This is a genomic window from Salmonella sp. NW177, assembly GCF_051811585.1.
Taxonomy (GTDB): domain Bacteria; phylum Pseudomonadota; class Gammaproteobacteria; order Enterobacterales; family Enterobacteriaceae; genus Salmonella; species Salmonella enterica.
Genome location: NZ_JAMMZV010000004.1, coordinates 306,860 through 324,780, shown reverse-complemented (window position 1 = coordinate 324,780; position 17,921 = coordinate 306,860). Strand labels below are relative to the sequence as shown.

The 17,921-nt window shown below is 47.0% G+C and carries 20 protein-coding genes and 1 pseudogene; 15 read left to right on the top strand and 6 right to left on the bottom strand.

What is annotated here, in order from left to right; all coding sequences use genetic code 11:
- Positions 1-301 precede the first annotated feature (301 nt).
- Entirely contained in the window at positions 302-1,165 is an 864-nt protein-coding gene (locus NA986_RS14300; protein ID WP_023216806.1) for a YicC/YloC family endoribonuclease, read from the bottom strand.
- Between the two features lie 125 nt (positions 1,166-1,290).
- On the opposite strand from NA986_RS14300, the gene rph reads away from it, so the two are divergent.
- Positions 1,291-2,007, top strand: coding sequence for a ribonuclease PH (gene rph / locus NA986_RS14295; protein ID WP_001247078.1), 717 nt, complete (start codon positions 1,291-1,293; stop codon positions 2,005-2,007).
- A 78-nt stretch (positions 2,008-2,085) separates the two neighbouring features.
- The gene (pyrE, locus tag NA986_RS14290) at positions 2,086-2,727 is read left to right on the top strand and encodes an orotate phosphoribosyltransferase (RefSeq protein ID WP_000806165.1); all 642 of its coding nucleotides are present in this window, start codon (positions 2,086-2,088) and stop codon (positions 2,725-2,727) included.
- Between the two features lie 77 nt (positions 2,728-2,804).
- Here the strand turns inward: pyrE and slmA are convergent, their stop codons facing one another.
- From slmA to coaBC, 3 genes are all read right to left on the bottom strand, one after another.
- Entirely contained in the window at positions 2,805-3,401 is a 597-nt protein-coding gene (gene slmA / locus NA986_RS14285) for a nucleoid occlusion factor SlmA (RefSeq protein WP_000818607.1), read from the bottom strand.
- A gap of 107 nt (positions 3,402-3,508) precedes the next feature.
- The gene (dut, locus tag NA986_RS14280; protein ID WP_000976078.1) at positions 3,509-3,967 is read right to left on the bottom strand and encodes a dUTP diphosphatase; all 459 of its coding nucleotides are present in this window, start codon (positions 3,965-3,967) and stop codon (positions 3,509-3,511) included.
- The gene (gene coaBC, locus NA986_RS14275) at positions 3,945-5,165 is read right to left on the bottom strand and encodes a bifunctional phosphopantothenoylcysteine decarboxylase/phosphopantothenate--cysteine ligase CoaBC (RefSeq protein ID WP_023216805.1); all 1,221 of its coding nucleotides are present in this window, start codon (positions 5,163-5,165) and stop codon (positions 3,945-3,947) included. The genes dut and coaBC overlap by 23 nt, the downstream gene beginning before the upstream one ends.
- A 175-nt stretch (positions 5,166-5,340) precedes the next feature.
- Here coaBC and radC point away from each other — a divergent pair, with 175 nt between their 5' ends.
- From radC to mutM, 4 genes are all read left to right on the top strand, one after another.
- Complete coding sequence (gene radC, locus NA986_RS14270; protein WP_000380129.1) at positions 5,341-6,006, top strand: RadC family protein; 666 nt, start codon at positions 5,341-5,343, stop codon at positions 6,004-6,006.
- 217 nt (positions 6,007-6,223) lie between these two features.
- Entirely contained in the window at positions 6,224-6,460 is a 237-nt protein-coding gene (rpmB, locus tag NA986_RS14265) for a 50S ribosomal protein L28 (protein WP_001519051.1), read from the top strand.
- 20 nt (positions 6,461-6,480) lie between these two features.
- Positions 6,481-6,648 (top strand): 50S ribosomal protein L33, encoded by a 168-nt coding sequence (gene rpmG, locus NA986_RS14260; protein ID WP_001051798.1) that lies wholly within the window; start codon positions 6,481-6,483, stop codon positions 6,646-6,648.
- A gap of 97 nt (positions 6,649-6,745) precedes the next feature.
- Positions 6,746-7,555 (top strand): bifunctional DNA-formamidopyrimidine glycosylase/DNA-(apurinic or apyrimidinic site) lyase, encoded by an 810-nt coding sequence (mutM, locus tag NA986_RS14255; RefSeq protein ID WP_023216804.1) that lies wholly within the window; start codon positions 6,746-6,748, stop codon positions 7,553-7,555.
- A gap of 27 nt (positions 7,556-7,582) precedes the next feature.
- Here mutM and coaD read toward each other — a convergent pair whose 3' ends face one another.
- Positions 7,583-8,062, bottom strand: a complete 480-nt coding sequence (gene coaD / locus NA986_RS14250) for a pantetheine-phosphate adenylyltransferase (protein ID WP_001171881.1) — start codon at positions 8,060-8,062, stop codon at positions 7,583-7,585.
- Positions 8,063-8,070: 8 nt separating this feature from the next.
- The gene (waaA, locus tag NA986_RS14245) at positions 8,071-9,348 is read right to left on the bottom strand and encodes a lipid IV(A) 3-deoxy-D-manno-octulosonic acid transferase (RefSeq protein WP_000891580.1); all 1,278 of its coding nucleotides are present in this window, start codon (positions 9,346-9,348) and stop codon (positions 8,071-8,073) included.
- Between the two features lie 408 nt (positions 9,349-9,756).
- Between waaA and rfaQ the strand changes: the two genes are divergently transcribed.
- The 9 genes and pseudogenes from rfaQ to waaZ all read left to right on the top strand — a co-directional run bounded on the left by rfaQ (position 9,757) and on the right by waaZ (position 17,878).
- Positions 9,757-10,827, top strand: a complete 1,071-nt coding sequence (gene rfaQ / locus NA986_RS14240) for a lipopolysaccharide core heptosyltransferase RfaQ (protein ID WP_001519059.1) — start codon at positions 9,757-9,759, stop codon at positions 10,825-10,827.
- The gene (locus NA986_RS14235; RefSeq protein WP_001261580.1) at positions 10,824-11,948 is read left to right on the top strand and encodes a glycosyltransferase family 4 protein; all 1,125 of its coding nucleotides are present in this window, start codon (positions 10,824-10,826) and stop codon (positions 11,946-11,948) included. Before rfaQ ends, NA986_RS14235 begins: the two co-directional genes overlap by 4 nt.
- Positions 11,941-12,738 carry a lipopolysaccharide core heptose(I) kinase RfaP gene (gene rfaP, locus NA986_RS14230; protein ID WP_000229825.1) on the top strand — a complete coding sequence of 266 codons (798 nt, stop codon included), beginning with the start codon at positions 11,941-11,943 and terminating at the stop codon, positions 12,736-12,738. The genes NA986_RS14235 and rfaP overlap by 8 nt, the downstream gene beginning before the upstream one ends.
- A gap of 55 nt (positions 12,739-12,793) precedes the next feature.
- Positions 12,794-12,955 (top strand): annotated as a pseudogene (locus NA986_RS14225) (glycosyltransferase family 8 protein); the annotation flags it as partial.
- 116 nt (positions 12,956-13,071) lie between these two features.
- Entirely contained in the window at positions 13,072-14,151 is a 1,080-nt protein-coding gene (gene waaB / locus NA986_RS14220; RefSeq protein ID WP_000683990.1) for a lipopolysaccharide 1,6-galactosyltransferase, read from the top strand.
- Positions 14,152-14,156: 5 nt separating this feature from the next.
- On the top strand, positions 14,157-15,170 hold the full coding sequence (waaO, locus tag NA986_RS14215) for a lipopolysaccharide 3-alpha-galactosyltransferase (RefSeq protein WP_000088475.1): 1,014 nt from the start codon (positions 14,157-14,159) through the stop codon (positions 15,168-15,170).
- 17 nt (positions 15,171-15,187) lie between these two features.
- On the top strand, positions 15,188-16,198 hold the full coding sequence (gene rfaJ / locus NA986_RS14210; RefSeq protein WP_000376864.1) for a lipopolysaccharide 1,2-glucosyltransferase RfaJ: 1,011 nt from the start codon (positions 15,188-15,190) through the stop codon (positions 16,196-16,198).
- A gap of 22 nt (positions 16,199-16,220) precedes the next feature.
- Complete coding sequence (gene rfaY / locus NA986_RS14205; protein ID WP_000582809.1) at positions 16,221-16,919, top strand: lipopolysaccharide core heptose(II) kinase RfaY; 699 nt, start codon at positions 16,221-16,223, stop codon at positions 16,917-16,919.
- A gap of 149 nt (positions 16,920-17,068) precedes the next feature.
- The gene (waaZ, locus tag NA986_RS14200; RefSeq protein ID WP_000536017.1) at positions 17,069-17,878 is read left to right on the top strand and encodes a 3-deoxy-D-manno-oct-2-ulosonate III transferase WaaZ; all 810 of its coding nucleotides are present in this window, start codon (positions 17,069-17,071) and stop codon (positions 17,876-17,878) included.
- Positions 17,879-17,921: the final 43 nt, after the last annotated feature.

Here is a 17,921-nt window from a genome sequence, read left to right as displayed (position 1 = left end):
TTCACATTCGAAACCATTATTTTGAAATACCTAGTCTTTTTAACGAAAAGCTGGGACTGTCTCCTTTTATGCTCAAACTATAGGGCAGGATCGTCTACCGGGGTGGGGTCAGTCCACTCATCTCATTGCTGTGTACATAAAATGCGTGTCATAAATGCCAGTATGTACATGTCTATGTACACACGAAACGCACGCTGTAGTGATACGACATGAGACTATATAAAACAAAAAAGGCCATGATTTAAAATGGCCTTTTTATCCTGACGAGATTTAGTGAGACTACGCTAGATCGCGTGAAACGTTACTCAATATTCTGGATTTGCTCGCGCATTTGCTCGATCAACACTTTTAATTCAATAGCGGAGTTAGTTACATCAGCGTTGATGGATTTGGAGGCCAGGGTGTTCGACTCACGGTTAAATTCTTGCATCATGAAGTCCAGACGGCGACCTACCGCCTCTTTTTTCTTCAGAATGTTGTAAGTCTCTTTGACGTGCGCTTCCAGACGATCCAGCTCTTCCGCCACATCAATGCGTTGCGCCATCATCACCAGCTCTTGCTCCAGACGGTTGTTTTCCAACTGAACCTGAGCATCTTCCAGCTTCGCGACCAGGCGTTCACGCTGCCATTGCAGGATTTCCGGCATATGCGCGCGGACTTTCGCTACTTCGGCGCTGACGCCTTCCAGACGTTGTTCAATCAGCGCTTTCAGCGCCTGGCCTTCCGTTTCGCGCGCGACGATAAAGTCATCCAGCGTACCGTCCAGTGCGGCTAAAATTTCTGCGGCAATCGCGTCCAGATCCTGCTCTTGCGCCGCCATGACACTTGGCCAGCGCAAAATATCAACCGGATTGATTTCCCCTTCGTCGCTCTGCATTTTGACCCAGTTTGCGGCGCTAACTAATTGTTTCGCGAGCTTTTCATTCAGAATAAGCTCGCCTTGCGCGCTGGCATCGGGTTCAAAACGCAGCATACATTCGACTTTGCCGCGCGTCAGGCGTGTACGAATGCGTTCGCGCACGACGGGTTCAAGACTACGGAACTGTTCCGGCAGACGAAAGTAAGTTTCCAGATAACGCTGGTTTACCGAGCGCATTTCCCAGGTCGCGCTACCCCATTCACCCTTGATTTCACGCCGGGCGTAGGCGGTCATACTGCGGATCATAGATGTTCCCGTTTTTAAAGGAGAGATGAGGGGATTATAGCTATCCATGCCTTGTCAGGATAGGAATAACCATCGGAAGTCCGTATAATGCGCAGCCACATTCGTTTTAAGCCGGAGATCTCAATATGCGTCCAGCAGGCCGTAGCGCTAATCAGGTGCGTCCCGTAACCCTGACCCGTAACTATACAAAACACGCTGAAGGCTCGGTACTGGTCGAATTTGGAGATACCAAAGTGTTGTGCACCGCCTCCATTGAAGAAGGCGTTCCACGTTTTCTGAAAGGGCAAGGCCAGGGGTGGATCACCGCAGAGTATGGCATGTTGCCTCGCGCTACCCATACCCGTAACGCGCGCGAAGCGGCAAAGGGTAAGCAGGGCGGCCGTACTATGGAAATTCAGCGTTTGATCGCGCGTGCGCTGCGTGCGGCGGTCGATCTGAAAACGCTCGGCGAATTTACCATTACGCTGGACTGCGATGTAATCCAGGCCGATGGCGGTACGCGTACAGCGTCTATTACCGGTGCCTGCGTGGCGTTGGCGGATGCGCTGAATAAATTGGTTGCCAACGGTAAGCTGAAAACCAATCCGATGAAAGGCATGGTGGCGGCGGTTTCCGTAGGCATCGTTAACGGCGAAGCGATCTGCGATCTGGAATATGTTGAAGATTCCGCCGCAGAAACCGACATGAACGTCGTGATGACTGAAGACGGCCGTATTATTGAAGTACAGGGTACCGCGGAAGGCGAGCCGTTCAGCCATGAAGAACTTCTCACTTTGTTGGCGCTGGCCCGAGGGGGAATTGAATCCATTGTGGCGACGCAGAAGGCGGCGTTAGAAAATTGATTTTAAGGCGACTGAAAAGTCGCCTTTTTTTTGTCCGTAAATTTCGTAAATGATGAAAGTAAGAAAAGGAGCGAATCCATGAAACCGTATCAGCGCCAGTTTATTGAGTTTGCGCTTAACAAGCAGGTACTAAAGTTTGGCGAGTTTACGCTGAAATCCGGGCGCAAAAGCCCCTATTTCTTCAACGCCGGGCTGTTTAATACCGGGCGCGACCTGGCGTTGTTAGGCCGTTTTTATGCCGAAGCGCTGGTGGATTCCGGTATTGAATTTGATCTGCTGTTTGGCCCCGCGTACAAAGGTATTCCGATCGCGACGACGACGGCGGTTGCGCTGGCGGAACATCACGATAAAGACCTGCCGTACTGCTTTAACCGCAAAGAGGCAAAAGATCATGGCGAAGGCGGGTGTCTGGTGGGCAGCGCGCTACAGGGCCGCGTGATGCTGGTGGATGACGTGATTACCGCAGGTACGGCGATTCGCGAGTCGATGGAGATTATTCAGGCGCACGGGGCTACGCTGGCTGGCGTACTGATTTCGCTGGATCGTCAGGAACGTGGCCGCGGCGAGATTTCCGCGATTCAGGAAGTGGAGCGCGACTATGGTTGTAAGGTTATCTCCATCATTACGCTGAAAGACCTGATTGCCTATCTGGAAGAAAAACCTGATATGGCTGAGCATCTGGCGGCTGTGCGAGCATACCGGGAAGAATTTGGCGTGTAAGCGAATTGCCCGGTGGCGCTTTACCGGGCTTATGTTTCTGTCGCCTGGATAAGGCGTGAGCCACTATCCAGTCAGCGTTACTGTAGCTGAGCGGCAATGAGCGGCCAGCGGGCGTCGAAATCGTCCGTTGGGCGGTATTTAAATTCGCTACGCACGAACCGTGAAAGCATCCCTTCACAGAAGGCTAACAGCTGGCTTGCCAGCAGATTTTCATCCGTCGTGTAGCCTTCGCCTTCACGCATTCTTTTTTCTCGTAGCACCTGGCGGAGCTGCGCTTCGATGCGTTCAAAAAGCTGATTAATGCGCCCCTGCAGGCGATCCTGTTCAAACATCAGCGCATGCCCGGTAAGAATGCGCGTCAGGCCAGGGTTGCGTTCGCCAAAACCCAGAATCAGCAACACAATCAGGCGCAAACGCGTGCTGGTGTTTTTTTCATCTTTTAAAATCAGATTGATACGGGTAATCAGACTATCTTCGATAAACTCAATCAGGCTATCGAACATGCGGGTCTTGCTGGGAAAATGGCGGTATAGCGCCGCTTCGGAAACGCCGACCGAGGCCGCCAGTTTTGCCGTCGTGATGCGTTGGCTTCCATCGCTGGATTCAAGCATCAGCGCCAGTGACTGAAGTATTTCTTCGCGACGATTCCTTTTCGCAGTTTGTTTTTCTGCCATGTTACAAAATACCCCTGAAAATAAGCACTTGCCAGGCGAGCACCCACGCTATAACCGCAAACTCAGCGCTTGCGGCAGTATTATGACGTTATGGGGATGCGTAAAATTTACTTACGGCCAGAATGACCGAAGCCGCCCTCGCCACGTTCGGTGGCGTCAAATGCTTCCACCAGATTAAATTCGGCCTGAACGACCGGAACAAACACCATTTGCGCGATACGTTCGCCCGGTTCAATGGTAAAACTGTCCTGACCACGGTTCCAGATCGAAACCATCAGTTGCCCCTGATAATCGGAATCAATCAGCCCGACCAGGTTGCCCAGCACGATACCATGTTTATGGCCCAGGCCCGAACGCGGCAACATGACTGCCGCCAGTGATGGATCGGCGATATGAATGGCCAGTCCGGTAGGCACCAACGTCGTTGCGCCAGGCGCCAGTTCTACGGCGTCGTCGAGACAGGCGCGCAGGTCAAGCCCGGCAGAACCAGAAGTAGCATAAGTCGGCAGCGGAAACTGCTGACCAACACGCGGGTCCAGAATCTTAACGTCGATTTTTTTCATCATAACGGGTCACGATCTCGTCGAGTAATAATTGGCCCAGGAGTTCTTTTCGCTCAAGCGGTAAGACTTTATCTCCATCCTGCCAGAAAAGGTGTAAAGCGTTTTTATCGCTATTAAATCCCTGATTTGAAAGAGAAACATCATTTGCACAAATCAGGTCAAGGTTCTTACGGATACGTTTTTGCCGGGCGTATTCTTCCACATTATTCGTTTCCGCGGCAAACCCAACAACGTAGGGGCGATTGTCACTGAGTGCGGCCACCCCGGCGACAATGTCCGGGTTTTTGACCATTTTTATTAGTAATTCATCACCTTGCGCCGCCTGTTTTTTGATTTTTTCACTGGCGATAGTCTCTGCGCGATAGTCAGCCACGGCGGCGCAGCTAATGAAAATGTGCTGCTGTTGAACGGCGGCCTGAACAGCGGCTTCCATGTCCAGCGCGGTTATGACATCAACCCGTTTTACAAAAGGCGGCGTCGGTAACGAAACGGGACCGGAGACCAGCGTGACATTTGCGCCGCGACGCGCGGCCGCCGCCGCAATAGCGAAGCCCATTTTACCTGAGCTGTGGTTGGAAATATAACGCACCGGGTCGAGCGGTTCGCGCGTCGGGCCTGCCGTAATCATGATATTAAGATGTCGCAGATCGTTGACGGCAGCGATTTGCGCGGCGGCCTTATCAACGATAACTAATGGGTCCAGCATTCGGCCTGGGCCTACGTCGCCGCACGCCTGACTGCCGCTATCCGGCCCCCAAATGAACAGGCCGCGAGAGGCGAGCACCTCCAGATTATGTTGCGTGGCGGCAGCGCGGTACATCTGTTGGTTCATGGCCGGAAGCACGGCCACCGGGGCTGGCGTCGCCAGGCAAATGGTGGAGACTAAATCATTAGCCATACCCGATGCTACACGGGCGATCAGGTCGGCGGTCGCGGGGGCAAGAATCACCAGGTCGGCCCATTTCCCCAACTCGATATGCCCCATCGCGGCTTCAGCGGCAGGGTCAAGCAGACTGTCGGATACGGGATAGCCCGACACTGCCTGTAAGCTCAGGGGGGTAATAAAGGCTTTTGCCGCCTCGGTCATTGCCACGCGCACGTCAGCGCCGCGCTCACGTAAACGGCGCACCAGTTCCGGCGTTTTATACGCAGCGATACCGCCGCTAACGCCGAGAACAATTTTTTTACCGGCCAGGCTCATCATGTCTTTCCTGTTGGGTGACTTTGAAAGGCGGCTATTTTATCACAATCTCTACGGCGTCGTGTCTTTGCCTGCGCTCCACTTTGCGAGGCGCTACGCAAGAACAAAATCGGGGCGTCGATCTCTCCCAAAGGCTATGCCACTATGCCGCTTCCTTAAAAAAGGAGGTGCGCGTATGGATACGTTGGACGAATTATTACCGCGTGAAAAAATGCTCAGATCCGGTATTGCTTCCCTCAGCGACGTGGAACTGCTGGCGCTTTTTTTACGTACCGGCACGCCGGGAAAAGATGTTATGACGTTGGCAAAAGAGATATTGCAGCACTTTGGGTCGCTGTATGGCCTGCTGTCGGCGGACTTTGCGCAGTTTCGCGGCGTAAACGGCATCGGCCTGGCGAAATTCGCGCAGTTGAAAGGCATTGCTGAGCTGGCAAGGCGCTATTACAGCGTGCGCATGAATGAGGAAAGTGCGTTGCTGAGTCCGGAAATGACGCGGGAATTTCTGCAAAGCCAACTGACGGGCGAAGAGCGTGAGATCTTTCTGGTGATCTTCCTTGATGCCCAGCACCGGGTGCTTCAGCACAGCCGCCTGTTTTCCGGCACGCTTAACCACGTAGAAGTGCATCCGCGTGAGATTGTTCGGGAAGCGATTAAACTCAATGCTTCAGCGGTCATTCTGGCGCATAACCACCCTTCAGGCTGCGCAGAGCCAAGTAAAGCAGATAAACTTATCACTGAGCGCGTGATAAAGTGTTGCCAGTTTATGGATATCCGGGTGCTCGATCACCTGATAATTGGGCGCGGAGAGTACGTTTCTTTTGCCGAACGCGGCTGGATTTAAGATTCTTTGCGCGATCCATCGGGATCTTTGTCTGTTCGGGACTTGAGCATATCGCCGGGTCAGCGTATACTACGCCACCTTTGAGAATCTCGGGTTTGGCATTTGGGCCTGGCAATCGAGAGTTCAATAGAACTGCGCGATGACCAGGCTGTAAAGCCTGACGAGGCGCCGATACCCCATACGAAGCTCGAGCTAATTTGATTTTTGGAGAATAGACATGTCCCGAGTCTGCCAAGTTACTGGCAAGCGTCCGGTGACCGGTAACAACCGTTCCCACGCACTGAACGCGACTAAACGCCGTTTCCTGCCTAACCTGCACTCTCACCGTTTCTGGGTTGAGAGCGAGAAGCGTTTTGTCACCCTGCGTGTATCTGCTAAAGGTATGCGTATCATCGATAAAAAAGGCATCGAAACAGTTCTGTCTGAACTGCGTGCCCGTGGCGAAAAGTACTAAGTACTAAGAGGAAATAAATCATGGCTAAAGGTATTCGTGAGAAAATCAAGCTGGTTTCTTCTGCTGGTACTGGTCACTTCTATACCACTACGAAGAACAAACGTACTAAACCGGAAAAACTGGAACTGAAAAAATTCGATCCAGTTGTCCGTCAGCACGTGATCTACAAAGAAGCGAAAATCAAATAATTCTCGCTTTGATGTAACAAAAACCTCGCTTCGGCGGGGTTTTTTGTTTTCTGGCCGTCCCCATATTAATGAGACCTGCCACACAGCCGGAGACGTTATGCCTGAATTACCCGAAGTTGAAACCAGCCGCCGGGGTATTGAACCCCATTTAGTTGGCGCTACTATCCTGCACGCCCATATCCGTAACGGCCGTCTGCGCTGGCCGGTTTCAGACGAAATTTATCGTCTGAGCGATACACCCGTCCTTAGCGTTCAGCGTCGTGCTAAATATTTACTGCTGGAGCTGCCTGACGGCTGGATAATTATTCACCTGGGGATGTCGGGAAGCTTGCGGATACTGTCGGAAGCGCTGCCGGCGGAAAAGCACGACCATGTCGATTTGGTGATGAGCAATGGCAAAATTCTACGTTATACCGATCCTCGCCGCTTTGGCGCCTGGTTATGGACCAAAGAGCTGGAAGGGCATAACGTACTGGCGCATCTGGGACCGGAGCCGCTAAGCGATGAGTTTAATGGCGAATATTTGCGGCAGAAATGCGCGAAGAAGAAGACGGCGATTAAACCCTGGCTGATGGATAACAAGCTGGTGGTCGGCGTGGGGAATATCTACGCCAGCGAGTCGCTGTTTGCCGCTGGTATTCACCCTGACCGCCTGGCGTCGTCACTCTCGACAGAGGAGTGCGACCTGCTGGCACGGGTGATTAAAGCCGTTTTGCTGCGCTCTATTGAACAAGGCGGGACAACGCTGAAGGATTTTCTGCAAAGCGATGGGAAACCGGGCTATTTTGCGCAGGAGTTGCAGGTGTACGGGCGCAAAGGCGAGCCGTGTTGGGTATGCGGTACGCCGATAGTCGCAACGAAACACGCACAGCGTGCGACGTTCTATTGCCGTCACTGTCAGAAGTAAAACGCCAGGCCCGGCAGGGAAGGAAACTTATTTCAACTTATCCATTAGCGCCTGATGCACATTGTCCGGCAGAAAGTGGGTCACATCGCCCTGATGGCGTGCCACTTCTTTGACCAGCGACGATGAAATAAACGACCACTCTTTGGACGGCATCAGGAAAACGCTTTCCAGTTGCGGCATCAGATGGCGATTCATATGCGCCAACTGCATTTCATATTCAAAATCCGCCACCGCGCGCAGACCACGAATCAGGATATTCGCCTGTCTGTCGCGGGCGAAATTGGCCATCAGGTCGCTAAAGCCCACCACCTCTACGTTACCCAAGTGTGCGGTCGCTTTTTGCGCCAGCGCCACACGCTCCTCCAGGGGGAACATGGGTTTCTTGCCGGGGCTGGCGGCGATGGCCAGAATGACATGGTCGAACATCTGCGTTGCGCGCGTCACAATATCGAGATGACCGTTAGTAATCGGATCAAACGTACCTGGATAAATCGCCCGTTTTTGCATGACAGTCCTCAATGCGTTTTCGGTGGCAGATAAGGTTCCAGCAGTTGCAGCAGACGCTGGAGCGCGCCCTGATTTTGATACAGCACTTCAACTGCGTGACGTCCGTAGAAATTACGATAATCAGCGTCGGTCAGTAAAGAGGAAACTTCTTTTGCCAGCGTAGCCGCATCGGTAATCGTGATAAGTCCGCTCGCCTGATCCAGACGGGCGCAAATATCTTTAAAGTTAAAGGTATGCGGACCCATCAGTACCGGAATCGCATGAGCGGCGGCCTCCAGCGGGTTGTGACCGCCGCGTTCAACCAGCGAACCACCAACAAAGGCGAGATCGGCAATGCCATAGAGCAACATTAATTCGCCCATGGTATCGCCTACCACGACCTGGGTGCTGGCGGACGGCACTTCGCCCGAAGAGCGAGTGATGTAGCTTAACCCTGCCTGACGCACAAGATTGATAGCATCCGGGAAACGCTCCGGATGGCGGGGCACCAGAATCAGTAATAAATTCGGGAATTGATGTAATAACGCCTGGTGAGCGGCGATAACGATACTCTCTTCGCCATCGTGGGTGCTGGTGGCAATCCAGACCGGACGGTGCGGCGCCCACTGGCGGCGTAGCGTAACGGCTTTAGCCGCCAACTGCGGCGTAACTGAAATATCAAATTTCAGACTGCCGGTGACCGTGACCTGATTGTTCTTCGCGCCCAATGCCACAAAGCGTTCGCCATCTTCTTCGTTTTGCGCGGCAATCAGGGTGATACGGCGCAGGAGCGTACGGACAAACTTGCCAAGCTTCGCATAACCCGCGGCGGAGCGGGCGGAAAGCCGCGCATTAGCGATAACCAGCGGAATATGACGTTTGTGCAGCGCAGCAATCAGATTTGGCCAGAGCTCAGTCTCCATGATCAATACCAGCTTAGGATCAATCTCATTGAGGAAACGATTGAGCGCATCGGGCAAATCATAAGGCAAGTAAACGTGCTGAACATCGTTGCCAAAGGCGGACTGGACGCGCTCCGAGCCGGTCGGCGTCATGGTCGTTACGGTAATAGGCAGATCGGGATAGCGATGACGTAGAGCGCGGACCAATGGGATGGCCGCCAGAGTTTCGCCCACCGAGACGGAATGCAGCATGATTCCGCCCGGTTTCAACGGACGGCGGTAGAATCCGTAGCGTTCACCCCAGCGTTTACGATAGGCCGGCGCTTTACGTCCACGCACCCAAAGCCGTATCCAGATCAGAGGCTGAATAAGGTAGAGAAGAGCGGTGTAAAGCAATTCGAGCATAGTAAATAGCTGACTTATGGATGTGCTGGGGATTCTATGTATTTAGCCTGGGCTTTACCATTACTTTTCCCATTTTTGCGCCAAATTGGCTCAGAAGCGAGGATTCCAGGCGCTGAACCCCATTATTTTTGCATTTTTACGCAATCCATTGAAATTTGCCGCCCTTGTCGCCCCAGACAATGGGAATGACCATTCACAAGAGAGGGATAAATTATTATCTCTTTGAATTTATAATTAAAAAAATGATTGTGTATAAAAATTATTCGTATCGGATTGCTGCGAAAGAAGTGTTACACTAGCGCATCTAAAATGAGTGCGGTATTAGCCATCGGGTTGCTGTGAAGCCTGGGGCGGTAGCGTGCTTTTTTCTGCTTATTTATCCGGACAATTTCAACCAAAGAGTCGCTTGTGGAAAAGCCATTTCGAAGAATTCTGATTATAAAAATGCGTTTTCATGGAGACATGTTACTTACCACCCCTGTCATCAGTACGCTGAAGCAGAATTATCCCGATGCAAAAATCGATGTGCTTCTTTACCAGAACACCATACCGATATTGTCGGAAAATCCGGAGATTAATGCACTCTACGGCATCAGTAACAAAGGCGCAGGAACAAAAGAGAAGATCAAAAACGCGCTATCGCTAATCAAAAAATTGCGTGCTAACTCGTATGATCTGGTCGTCAACCTCACCGATCAGTGGAGCGTGGCGCTTATTGTGCGTTTTTTAAACGCAAAAATAAAAATCTCGCAGGATTTCGGTAATCGTCAGTCTGCTTTATGGAAAAAGAGCTTTACGCATTTAGTACCTTATGCGGGAGAACATGCTGTTGAGCGCACATTATCCGCGCTAAAGCCGTTAGCGCTAAAACAGTATGTCACGGAAACCACCATGAGCTATCGCCCGGAACATTGGGAAAACATGCGACAACAGCTCAAACAACTTGGTGTGACCCGACAATATGTTGTTATTCAGCCTACGGCACGGCAGCTATTTAAGTGCTGGGATAATGATAAATTCTCGCAGGTTATTGATGCCGTGCAGCGCCGCGGTTATCAAGTTGTACTGACGTCAGGCCCGGCCGCAGACGAGATGGCCTGCGTGGATGCTATTGCACGCGGCTGTGAAACAAAACCGGTTACTGGTCTGGCGGGTAAAACTCGCTTTCCTGAATTGGGCGCGTTGATTGACCATGCGGATCTCTTTATCGGCGTTGATTCGGCCCCTGGTCATATTGCCGCAGCAGTCAAAACGCCGGTCATTTGCCTTTTCGGCGCGACGGATCATGTGTTCTGGCGTCCCTGGACCGACGACATCATTCAGTTTTGGGCAGGCAATTATCAGCCGATGCCTGAACGGCATGAGCTTGATCGTAATAAAAAATACCTTTCCGTGATTCCGGCTGAAGATGTTATCGCCGCGACGGAAAAAATGCTGCCGCATGAGGCACGCGCCATAGATTTGGACAGCCTGCTATGAGAGTTGCCTTTTGCTTATATAAGTATTTTCCTTTTGGCGGTCTGCAGCGTGATTTTATGCGCATTGCCCAAACCGTGGCGGCGCGAGGTCATCAGGTTCGTGTTTATACTCAGTCATGGGAAGGGGAATGCCCGGATAACTTTGAATTAATCCGCGTGCCGGTTAAATCCCGGACGAACCACGGTCGTAACGCAGAATATTATGCCTGGGTGCAACACCATTTGCGCGACCACCCTGTCGATCGGGTGGTTGGATTCAATAAGATGCCGGGCCTTGATGTGTATTACGCCGCAGACGTGTGTTACGCCGAAAAAGTCGCACAGGAAAAAGGTTTTTTCTATCGCCTGACATCACGCTATCGGCATTATGCTGCTTTTGAACGCGCCACGTTTGAACACGGCAAGCCGACGCAACTATTAATGCTGACGAATAAGCAGATTGCTGACTTCCAAAAACATTATCAGACTGAAGCGGAGCGTTTCCATATTCTTCCTCCGGGGATTTACCCGGACAGAAAATATAGCCAACAGATCCCGAACAGTCGTCAAATTTATCGTCAGAAAAATGGTATCTCAGAACAGCAAAAATTACTGTTGCAAGTAGGGTCTGACTTTACCCGTAAAGGTGTGGATCGCTCTATTGAAGCGCTGGCATCGCTACCCGAATCTTTACGGCAAAATACGGTGCTCTATGTTGTCGGGCAGGATAAGCCGAAGAAGTTTGCAGCACTGGCTGAAAGAAGCGGCGTCGGCACGAATGTGCATTTTTTCTCCGGACGTAATGATATCGCGGAGTTAATGGCGGCAGCCGACCTTTTACTGCATCCAGCCTATCAGGAAGCTGCAGGTATTGTTTTGCTGGAAGCCATTACTGCTGGTTTGCCGGTGCTGACAACTGCGGTGTGCGGTTATGCACATTATATTGTGGATGCCAACTGTGGCGAAGCGATGACTGAACCATTCCGTCAGGATTCGCTAAATGAGGTTTTACTCAAAGCGCTGACACAGCCTTCCTTACGCAACGCCTGGGCTGAAAATGCGCGGTATTATGCTGATACCCAGGATTTATACAGCTTACCGGAGAAGGCCGCAGATATTATTACAGGTGATTTAGATGGTTGAGCTGAAAGCGCCGTTAACCACACTATGGCGCGGTAAAGATGCTTTTGAGGAAGTGAAAACGTTACAGGGCGAAGTGTTCAGAGAGCTGGAGACGCGTCGAACATTGCGGTTTGAGCTGGACGGCAAAAGTTACTTCCTGAAGTGGCATAAAGGCACTTCGCTGAAAGAAATTGTGAAGAACCTGATTTCGTTACGTATGCCTGTTCTGGGCGCTGACAGAGAATGGCACGCCATTCATCGTCTACATGAGCTGGGCGTTGATACGATGCACGGCGTTGGTTTTGGTGAAAAAGGCGTAAACCCGCTAACCAGAACATCATTTATTATCACCGAAGATTTAACGCCCACCATTAGCCTTGAAGACTACTGTGCTGACTGGGCTGTTAATCCACCGGACGCGCAGGTGAAGTGGATGATCATTAAGCGTGTTGCGACTATGGTACGTAAAATGCACGCCGGGGGAATTAATCATCGCGACTGTTATATTTGCCACTTTCTTCTGCATTTACCTTTCACTGGTCGCGAAGAGGATTTAAAAATCTCCGTAATCGACCTGCATCGCGCGCAGATACGTCAGCACGTTCCCCTTCGCTGGCGTGACAAAGATTTAATTGGGCTTTATTTTTCTTCAATGAATATTGGCCTGACTCAGCGAGATATATTCCGGTTTATGCGTGAGTATTTCTCTCTCCCCCTGCGAGAGATTTTGCAAAAAGAATCGGGGTTGATTCATCAGGCAGATGTTAAAGCCGCTCGAATTAAAGAAAGAACAATAAGAAAAAATCTGTAATTATAATAATTATGCACTCAGTGAGTAATTTATGAGTGAGACAAGGATAGACAGAATGTCTGACATTAAAAGTTATATTTCAAACCAAAAAAACATAATTCAACATGATGATTTTTTTGGAAGAAGACTGGACATTGCTCTTTGCTTTGATCATGGTTTTATAATGCCAGCAGGTGTGGCAATATATTCCATTATCGAAAATAATAAAGATATTGACTACGCCTTAAAGCAAAAGAGAGATGTCAGGTAAAAATTACTCTATAGGGTTATATTACTATTTTTGCTATTTAATATCTAAAGTCTTTAGATTAAGGTTTTAACTCTGGGGTATATATGAAAATAGCTTTTATTGGCGAAGCGGTATCCGGTTTTGGAGGGATGGAAACCGTTATTAGCAACGTTATCTATACGTTTGAAAATAGCTCTCCGAAAATCAACTGTGAAATGTTTTTCTTTTGTCGTAATGACAAAATGGATAAAGCATGGCTAAAAGAGATTAAATATGCGCAATCATTCTCAAATATAAAATTAAGTTTCCTTCGTCGAGCTAAGCATGTTTATAATTTTAGTCAGTGGCTGAAAGAAACGTCACCAGATATTGTGATATGTATTGATGTCATCTCATGTCTTTATGCCAATAAAGCACGAAAGAAAAGTGGTAAACAGTTTACTATTTTCTCGTGGCCGCATTTTTCGCTCGACCATAAAAAACATGCAGAATGTATAACGTACGCGGATTATCATCTGGCCATCAGTAGTGGTATTAAAGAACAGATGATGGCACGGGGTATCTCAGCGCAAGATATTAGCGTCGTTTATAATCCTGTCTCTATTAAAACAATCATTGTGCCGCCGCCTGAGCGCGATAAACCCGCTGTATTTCTCTATGTAGGGCGTCTTAAATTTGAAGGGCAGAAAAGAGTTAAAGATTTATTTGATGGCTTAGCTCGTACGACAGGTGAATGGCAGTTACATATTATTGGTGATGGCTCAGATTTTGAAAAGTGCCAGGCCTATAGTCGGGAGCTTGGTATTGAGCAGCGTGTGATCTGGTATGGTTGGCAAAGCGCGCCGTGGCAAGTCGTACAGCAAAAAATAAAAAATGTCACCGCGTTACTACTTACCTCTGCGTTTGAGGGATTTCCCATGACCCTGCTGGAAGCAATGTCATATGGAATTCCATGTATTAGTTCTGATTGTATGTCTGGCCCGCGCGATATGATTAAACCCGGTTTGAATGGTGAGCTTTACACCCCGGGGGCTATAGATGATTTTGTAGGACACCTTAATCGTGTTATTTCTGGTGAGGTAAAATATCAGCATGATATTATTCCCGGCACGATTGAGAGATTTTACGATGTGCTATATTTTAAAAATTTTAATAATGCGATATTCTCGAAATTACAAAAGTGATCACTATGAGCAGAAAATATTTTGAAGAAGAAGTCATTCAACAGACTTTAGATTATAACTATGCACAACATAGTGATGCTGCTAAATTTAATATAGCTTATGGGATTGATAAAAACTTTCTTTTTGGCTGTGGTGTCTCTATTGCATCGGTTCTCCTCGCTAACCCAGAGAAGGCGTTAGCTTTCCATGTTTTTACCGATTTCTTTGGCTCTGAAGACCAGCAGCGATTTGAGGCATTAGCAAAACAGTACGCTACGCAGATTGTTGTTTACCTAATCGACTGTGAGCGCTTAAAATCGCTACCCAGTACCAAAAACTGGACCTATGCAACGTACTTTAGATTCATTATCGCCGATTATTTTTCAGATAAAACAGATAGAGTACTTTATCTGGATGCAGATATTGCATGTAAGGGGAGTATTCAGGAACTTATTGATCTTAATTTCGCTGAAAATGAGATTGCGGCTGTCGTTGCTGAAGGCGAGTTGGAATGGTGGACTAAGCGCTCGGTTAGCCTGGCAACGCCTGGGCTGGTTTCTGGCTATTTTAATGCCGGTTTTATTTTAATTAACATACCTCTTTGGACCGCAGAAAATATCTCTAAGAAAGCGATTGAAATGCTAAAAGATCCAGAGGTAGTACAGCGCATAACGCACCTTGATCAGGATGTATTAAATATATTGTTAGTGAATAAAGCGCGTTTTGTTGATAAAAAATTTAATACACAATTTAGTCTTAACTATGAATTAAAAGATTCAGTTATTAATCCAGTCGATGCTGAGACTGTATTTGTTCATTATATCGGACCAACGAAGCCCTGGCATAGTTGGGGGGCTTACCCTGTGTCACAATATTTTTTACAGGCTAAGAGCAACTCACCATGGTCTCATTGTGCACTTTTAAATCCAGTCACTAGCCATCAGTTACGTTATGCGGCAAAGCATATGTTTAATCAGAAGCATTATACTTCGGGTATAAATTATTATATAGCCTACTTTAAACGTAAACTTCTTGAATAAAACCCATAGGTGATGTGATGGATTCATTTCCTGAGATAGAAATAGCTGAATATAAAGTTTTTGATGAAAGTAATAATAATGATGATAACGTATTGAACATTTCTTATGGTGTTGATGAAAACTATCTTGATGGTGTGGGGGTATCAATCGCTTCAGTTGTATTAAACAATAATATCCCGCTCGCTTTTCACATTATTTGTGACTCATACTCTCCGTGTTTTGTAAAATATATAGAGCGTTTAGCCGTACAGCATCACATAAAAATTTCTCTTTATCTTATTAAAGTAGAAAGCCTTGAGGTATTGCCTCAAACTAAAGTATGGTCGAGAGCAATGTATTTTCGTTTATTTGCTTTCGATTATCTCAGCAAGAAGGTAAACACCTTACTTTATTTGGATGCCGATGTTGTATGCAAAGGATCTTTGCAAGATCTTCTACAGCTTGATTTGACAGAGAAGATTGCTGCGGTCGTAAAAGATGTTGATTCCATCCAGAATAAGGTAAATGAGAGATTAAGCGCTTTTAATTTACAAGGTGGTTATTTTAACTCCGGCGTGGTTTTTGTTAACCTGAAATTATGGAAAGAGAATGCCTTAACCAAAAAGGCATTTTTACTTTTGGCAGGTAAAGAGGCTGACTCTTTTAAATATCCCGATCAGGATGTTTTGAATATTCTCCTACAGGATAAAGTCATTTTTCTACCGCGACCGTATAATACCATTTATACTATTAAAAGTGAGTTGAAAGATAAGTCACATAAAAAATATAGAAATATAATTAATGATAATACTATTTTAATTCATTATACGGGCGCTACAAAACCATGGCATGCCTGGGCAAATTATCCTTCAGTTATCTATTATAAAAATGCACGACTGAACTCGCCCTGGAAAGATTCTCCTGCAAAAGATGCGCGTACCATAGTTGAATTTAAGAAGCGATATAAACATCTTCTTGTGCAGGGGCATTATTTTAAAGGCCTTCTGGCTGGAAGCGCATATCTTTATCGTAAACTTTTCCACAAATAATTTCCCTCCCTAAATCTCCATTATGATTATTGAAAAAAAGATTAAAAACTATACCGTCTTTGTCAAAAAAGACGGTGAAAAATACATTGAGATATTCAAAGATTTTCTATCTTATAATCATCAGGTTATTAAAGTCTTCCGTAATATAGAAGATACAAAAGTTGTATTGATTAATACAGACTACGGAAAATATATTCTCAAAGTATTTAGTCCAAAAGTAAAAAATACTGAACGCTTTTTCAAATCGTTAGTAAAAGGAGATTACTACGAAAAGCTTTTTCATCAGACAGATCGTGTGCGGCGTGAAGGGTTTGCGGCGCTTAATGATTTTTACCTGCTGGCGGAAATTAAAACATTACGCTATGTAAAAACATACGTGATGATAATTGAGTATATTGAAGGTATTGAACTTGTTGATATGCCAGAAATTTCTGACGAGGTGAGAGGGAAAATCAAACAGTCGATATATTCTCTGCATCAGCATGGTATGGTTTCGGGCGATCCCCATAAAGGTAACTTTATCCTGCAAGGCAATGAGATCAGGATTATCGATTTGTCCGGAAAAAGACCTTCCAGACAACGAAAAGCAAAGGATCGTATTGATTTAGAAAGACATTATGGTATCAAAAATAATGTGAGAGATATCGGATTTTACTTATTGATTTATAAGAAAAAACTTCGAAATTTCTTGCGTCGTATTAAGGGTAAGGAAAAGCGCTGATCAATGTAGCACGTTTGGTTTAATTTAAGGGGCTGACTGACTTTTATTTGCTGCAGCGTTATGACATACTTGAGAGAATTTGAGATGTAATATTAGTTATTGAATATAACATTTATTTATAGGTTGCATGATAAACATACGAGTTTTTTATGGGCAGCGTTAACTTCATAACTCACGCCGATGTTCTGCAACTTATTGCGAAAAGAACGGCTGAAGATTGTATTATTTTTCTTTCTGGTCCTACGTCCAGAAAGACGCCGCTGTCCTTGTTACGAATGAAAGATGTCATTGCAGTCAATGGTTCTGTTCAATATTTGCTAAACAATAACGTCAAGCCATTTTTGTACCTTCTGACGGATGTTCGCTTCCTCCATCGCCGGCGCGAAGATTTTTATAACTTTAGCCGTAACAGTCAGTTTACTATCGTCAATCTTGATGTGTACGAACAGGCTTCAGTGGATGATCAAAAATATATTGAAGAAAACTGTTTAATTATTCGCTCCTTTTATCGCCGAGAAAAAGGGGGCTTTTTAAAGAAAATTAAATTTAATATCCTCAAGCGGGTTCATAAAGCATTACTTATTTCAGTTCCTCTTTCGAAAAGAGGGCGACTGGCTGGATTTTGCAAGGATATCAGCATCGGGTATTGCTCTTGCCATACTATTGCTTATACCGCTATTCAGGTTGCCTATTCCCTCAAGTATGGTCGTATTATATGTTCTGGGCTTGACTTAACAGGAAGTTGCCCACGTTTCTATGACGAATCTACCAGCCCTATGCCATCTGAACTTAGTAAAGACCTGTTTAAAATACTGCCATTTTTTACTTTTATGAGAAAAAATGTGAGTGATTTAAATATCTTTAATTTATCAGATGATACTGCAATTCATTACGATATTATTCCATATATTACAGCCTCGGAACTTGAGGATGAAATATATTACGATAAAATTGTCTAGATACTAGATAAATCATTATTTTGCGTTGCTTCGGCACGCATTT